The organism is Nocardioides caldifontis, from assembly GCF_008087345.1.
Classification (GTDB): domain Bacteria; phylum Actinomycetota; class Actinomycetes; order Propionibacteriales; family Nocardioidaceae; genus Marmoricola_A; species Marmoricola_A caldifontis.
Genome location: NZ_VHIB01000033.1, coordinates 1 through 1,392, shown reverse-complemented (window position 1 = coordinate 1,392; position 1,392 = coordinate 1). Strand labels below are relative to the sequence as shown.

The window sequence follows — 1,392 nt, the reverse complement described above, 5'->3', positions numbered from 1 at the left end:
GGGCAGTCGCCCCGGGAAGTGCAGTTCGAACTGGTTGAGCGCGGCGGTCCAGTGCTGGCTGGCGGCGCCGCGCATGAGGAGCTTCTTCTCTTTGCCTCCTCCTCTCGTGGTGGTCCGTGATTCGATGTCGCAGATCGCCAGATAGAGCAGCTTGTAGGCGGCCTCGTCGGAGGGGAACTGGCCTCGGTTCTTGGTGACCTTGCGTAGCTGGAAGTTCATCGACTCGATCGCGTTGGTGGTGTAGACGACCCGGCGGATCTCCTCGGGCAGCTCCAAGAACGGGATGAACTCCTCCCAGGACCGCTTCATCACCTCGACCGCGGCCGGGCAGCGCTTGCCGGGGTTGGAGTCCTCGAACGCTTCGAGGGCCTGCTCGGCGGCCTCCAGGGTGGGGGCGGTGTAGATGGGTCGGAGCATGGCGGCGATGCCCTTGCGGTCCTTCCAGGACGCGAACCGCATCGCGTTGCGGATCAGGTGCACCACGCAGGTCTGCACGACCGCCTTCGGCCAGGTCGCGGTGATCGCGTCCGGCAGGCCGGTCAGGCCGTCGCAGCACACGATCAGCACGTCGCGGATTCCACGGTTGCGGAGCTCGGTGAGCACCCCGGCCCAGAACTTCGCGCCCTCGGTGGCCTCGATCCACATCCCCAGGACCCGCTTCCGGCCCGCCATGTCGACGCCCACGACGAGGTGGCAGGCCTTGATCCGGACCTGACCGCCATCGCGGATCCGGATCCGGATCGCGTCGATGTAGAGGATCGGGTAAACCTCCTCCAACGGTCGATTGCGCCACTCCTTGACGGTCTCGTTGATCGCGTCGGTGATGTTCGCGATCGTCTCGTGAGAGACCGCGGCGCCGTAGGTGATCTCGAGGTGCTCGGCGATGTCGCGGGTGGTCATCCCTTTCGCGTAGAGGGAGAGCACCATGTCCTCGAACTCGCCGAGCCGGCGGGTGCCCTTGGGCACGATGACCGAGTCGAACTCGCCGTTGCGATCCCGCGGCTTGTCGAGCTCGACCGGCCCGGCGTTGGTCTGGATCGTCGAGCTCGTGGTGCCGTTGCGGGAGTTCCCGCTGCCGCGGCCCTCGACCGCGTACTTCTCATAACCCAGATGCTGGGTCATCTCCGCGTTCATCGCCGATTCGACGGCCTTCTTGATCATCCCGCCCAGCAAGCCCTCCTTGCCGGTCAGCTGCAGGCCCTCGGCCTGCGCCCTGGCGATGATCCGGTCGATCTCGGCATCCAGCCCGGTGCCGAGTGCCTCAGGCACCCGCGCGGACTTGGACTTCGAGGTCGGCTTCTGCTCTGACATACCGGTAGGTCTCCTTCCACGAGCAGGCACAGCCTGCCCGCCGACGAGCCCGACCGTTTACACAGCTCATCTGACACCCCC

1 protein-coding gene is annotated in these 1,392 nt (G+C 66.2%); it reads right to left on the bottom strand.

Features of this window, described 5'->3' with window-relative positions:
* Positions 1-1,311: IS256 family transposase (locus tag FIP57_RS22945; protein WP_238993689.1), on the bottom strand; the 1,311-nt coding region annotated here is incomplete at its 3' end.
* Positions 1,312-1,392 lie beyond the last annotated feature (81 nt).